Origin of the sequence: Hyalangium sp. (assembly GCF_035629615.1) — a bacterium.
Taxonomy (GTDB): Bacteria; Myxococcota; Myxococcia; order Myxococcales; family Myxococcaceae; genus Hyalangium.
Genome location: NZ_DASPHO010000549.1, coordinates 1 through 4,377, shown reverse-complemented (window position 1 = coordinate 4,377; position 4,377 = coordinate 1). Strand labels below are relative to the sequence as shown.

General features: G+C 67.2%; 1 protein-coding gene. It reads left to right on the top strand.

The annotated features are described in order from the left end of the window. Positions 1-281: 281 nt before the first annotated feature. On the top strand, positions 282-4,377 hold a 4,096-nt coding region (locus VD972_RS27940; RefSeq protein WP_324991801.1), incomplete at its 3' end, for a chemotaxis protein CheB.

Genomic DNA, 4,377 nt, shown 5'->3' with positions numbered 1-4,377 from the left:
CGTTGCAATAACCCCGCAGGACAGCGGCAGACGTGCGCCAAGGGCCCCCTTGGCCTGCCACTGTTGCGCACCTCCCGTACCTCTCCGTTCCCGGCGGAGGGGGAAGAACACGCCCCTACGTACGTGTAGACAACAGAAGGTCTCCTGCCCTCGCTCTTTCTTCGTCCCTCAGTTGACTCCCCGCACCGAGAGGCCCATACCCCTTGATCCCTGTATTCTCAGCACTGACAAAGTCTCTGGCGAGCAAGCGCCCCAGGGAACGCGTCAGAGAGAACGCCGGTGTGAAACGGGGACCCCCAGTGAAGAAGCAGATCCGCAAGGCTCGACCTGCCCAGGCGAAGCGTGTTGGCACCACGCCTGGCAACCAGCGCACGCGGAGCGCCCCTCTGCCCTCTCAGCGTGCTCCCAGCACGCCCTTCCCGGTTGTGGGAATCGGTGCCTCCGCCGGAGGGCTCGAGGCGTTCACCCAGCTCCTGGTACACCTTCCGCCTGACAGCGGGATGGCCTTTGTCTTCATCCAGCACCTGTCCCCCACGCACACCAGCTTCCTCAGCGAAGCCCTGGCCAGGTCCACCCAGATGCCCGTCCTTCAGATCGAGGATGGGATGCCCGTGGAGCCCAACCACGTCTACGTCATCCCGCCGAACTCGGACCTGGAGATCGCGGACGACGTGCTCATCCTCCGGCCGCGGCAGGACGAGCCGCGCAAGCCGCACCTGCCGGTCAACACCTTCCTGCGCTCCCTCGCCGCCGCGCGCGGCAGCAGCGCGATGGGCGTGGTCCTCTCGGGGACCGCCTCGGATGGCACCGAAGGGCTCAGGGCCATCAAGGCGGAGAGCGGCATCACGTTCGCTCAGGATCCACGGACGGCGAAGTTCGAGGGAATGCCCCAGAGCGCCGCCCAGGCCGGCGTCGTGGACGTCTGCCTTCCGCTGCCGCAGCTTGCCCAGGAGCTCGTGCGGCTGAGCCATCACCCCTACACCACTGCGCGCGAGGCCGTGCGGCCCAGGTACGCCCATGAGAGCGAACTGCTCGCGCGGCTCTTCTCCCTCTTGCAGCACTCCCTCGGGATCGACTTCAGCGAATACAAGTCCTCCACCTTCGAGCGGCGGCTCGCCCGCCGGATGGCGCTGCGCCGCATCGAGCACCTGCAGGACTACGTGAAGTTCCTCGAGGAGAGCCCGGAGGAGGCTCGGGCCTTCTACGAGGATGTGTTCATCCACGTCACCTCGTTCTTCCGGGATCCGGAGGCCTTCGAGGCGCTGAAGAAGTCGGTCTTCCCCCGGATCCTCGAGCACAAGGCAAAGGGAGCCCCGCTCCGGTTCTGGGTCGCGGGCTGCTCCACGGGTGAAGAGGTGTACTCGCTCGCCATCAGCATCCTGGAGTTCCTGGGAGACGCCCCGCACCGGGCACCGATCCAGATCTTCAGCTCGGACATCAGCACCCAGGCCATCGAGAAGGCCCGCGCTGGGCTCTACCCGGAAAGCGCGCTGCGCGACATCAGCCAGGAGCGAAGAGCCCGCTACTTCTCGCAGGTCGATGGCGGCTATCGCATCGCCAAGGCCGTGCGCGAGCTGTGCGTCTTCGTCCGGCACGATCTCGCCCGTGACCCGCCCTTTGCCAAGCTGGATCTGGTGACCTGTCGCAACGTCCTCATCTACTTCACCCCAGAGCTCCAGAAGCGGGTGCTGGCCACCTTCCACTACTGCCTGAATACCCCGGGCTTCCTCATGCTCGGGCGCACCGAGAGCATCTCGGGGTTCAGCCAGCTCTTCTCGCCGGTGGACAAGGTCTACAAGCTCCTCACGCGAACGGCGGCGGCCAGCAAGCTCCGGTTCGCCAGAGGCGTCGGAGACCTGCCCGCCGCGAAGCAGGTGAGCAGCCGCATCGCGCTCGAGCCCAGCAGGCCCACGCTGGATGTGACGAGGCGGATCGATCGCCTCCTCTTGAGCCAGTACGCGCCGCCCGGTGTCGTCATCAACGAGAGGATGGAGATCCTCCAGTTCTGTGGACACACCGGCCTCTACCTCGAGCCCGCGTCGGGAGAGCCCCAGTTCAACCTCCTCAAGATGGCGCGTGAAGGGCTGCTCTCCCCGCTGCGCCTGGCGCTCGCAAAGGTGAAGAAGGAGAACACCCTCGTCCGGATGGTGGGGGTGGAGATCGGCCCGGGTGGCTCCGAGCAGCGCTGTGATCTCGTCGTGATGCCCATCACGCGGCTGCCCGAGGAGAAGGAGCGCCTCTATCTGGTGCTGTTCGAAGAGGTGACCCTGCAGGTGAAGGGGAAGCCTGCCCCGAGAGGCGCCGCCCGTCAGCAGAAGCAGAAGGGGCCACGCCAGGCCCCCGCGCTGCAGCGGGAGCTGGACGCCACGAAGGAGTACCTCCAGTCCCTCATCGAGGAGCATGGCCGCACGAACGAGGCGCTGGCCTCGGCGAACGAGGAGCTCGTCTCGGGCAATGAAGAGCTCCAGAGCATGAACGAGGAGCTCGAGACCGCGAAGGAGGAGCTCCAGTCCACCAACGAGGAGCTGACCACGGTCAACGACGAGCTCAACAGCCGCAACCAGGAAGTCAGCCTGGCCAACGGGGATCTCGTCAACCTGCTCAACACCGTCGACATCCCGATCCTCATCCTGGACCTCGAGCGGCGGATCCGGCGCTTCACGCCGAAGGCCCGCGGCATCATGAACGTCCTCCCCTCCGACGTGGGGCGGCCGCTCGAGGACATCACGCTGAACATCATCGTAGCGGACCTGGACCAGCAGATCGCCCAGGTGATCGAGACCGCCACGCTGCGGGAGTCAGAGGTCCAGGACCGGGCCGGCCGCTGGCACCGGATGCAGATCCGGCCCTACAAGACGACCGAGAACAAGATCGACGGGGCCATCCTGTCGCTCGTCGACATCGACGCGCTCAAGCACCATGTGCACCAGGTGGAGTGGGCACGCGACTACGCCGCGGGCATCGTGGAGGCCGTGCAGACGCCGCTCCTGGTCCTCGACGAGAACCTGCGCGTCATCTCCGCGAGCCCGTCCTTCTATCACGCCTTCGGGAGCTCCGAGGCCGGGACCGAGAAGCAGAGCCTCTTCGAGCTGAGTGGAGGCGCGTGGGACGTCCCAGCGCTGCGCTCCTCGCTGGGGGAGATGCTCGCCAAGAACACGCTCCTGCAGGGCCTGGAGATCGAGCACGAGTTCCCGAACCAGGGGAAGAGGAGCATGTCGCTCTCCGCGCGCTCCGTCCATTCCCGCACCGGGATCCCCATGCTCCTGCTCGCCATCGAGGACATCACCGAGCGCAAGCAGGGGGAGCGTGAGCGCGCGGAGCTGCTCGCCCGGGCGCAGCGGGCCCAAGAGGAGGCCGAGAGGGCCAACCGCACGAAGGACCAGTTCCTGGCCACCCTGTCCCACGAGCTCCGCACCCCGCTCTCCACCATGTTGATGCAGGCACAGCTGATGCTCCGCGGGGGGATGGATGAGGCCAGGCTCAAGCGCGCGGCCGAGACCATCCAGCGGAGCACGGAGATGCAGGCGCAGCTCATCGATGATCTGCTCGACGTCTCGCGCATCACCACCGGCAAGCTCCGGATGGAGTTCCAGGCGGTCCACCTGCCCGCGGTGATCCACGCCGCGCTCGAGAGCGTGAGCGCTCAGGCCGACAAGAAGTCGATCACGTTCAAGGTCCACCTGGCTGAGGCGCTCGGGCCAGTCTCCGGTGATCCAACGCGCCTGCAGCAGATCGTGTGGAACCTGCTCTCCAATGCCATCAAGTTCTCCTCCGAGGGCCAGCAGGTGACCGTCGAGCTCGAGCCCATGGACGGACACGCCCGGCTCCGGGTGAGCGACAGAGGGGTTGGGCTCGAGGCCGAGGCCCTGCTACGCATCTTCGACCGGTTCACGCAAGAGGACAGCTCGAACACCCGGGTGTTCGGTGGGCTCGGCCTGGGACTGGCGATCGTGCGCCACCTCGTGGAGCTCCACGGCGGAACCGTGCAAGCGGAGAGTCCGGGCAAGGGCCAGGGGGCGACCTTCACGGTCCTCCTGCCGCTCATGGCGACTGCCCAGGTCTCGGCTGGCGCGGCGAGCCCTCCCGGTGTGGGGCAGGCTCGGACCGTCCGGCCGCCCCGGAACGTGATGACCGCCTCGCGGCTCAGGGGCGTGCGGATCCTCGTGGTGGATGACGATCCAGGGACCCGTGAGGCCACGGCCGAGCTGCTGAGCCAGGCCGGAGCGGAAGTCCGGGAGGCGGCCTCAGCGGCCACGGGCCTGGCGCTCGTCGAGGACTTCAGGCCCGAGGTCCTCCTGAGCGACATCGCGATGCCCGGGGAGGACGGCTACACGTTCGTCCGCAAGGTGAGGGCCCTGGGCCCCGAGCGAGGGGGAG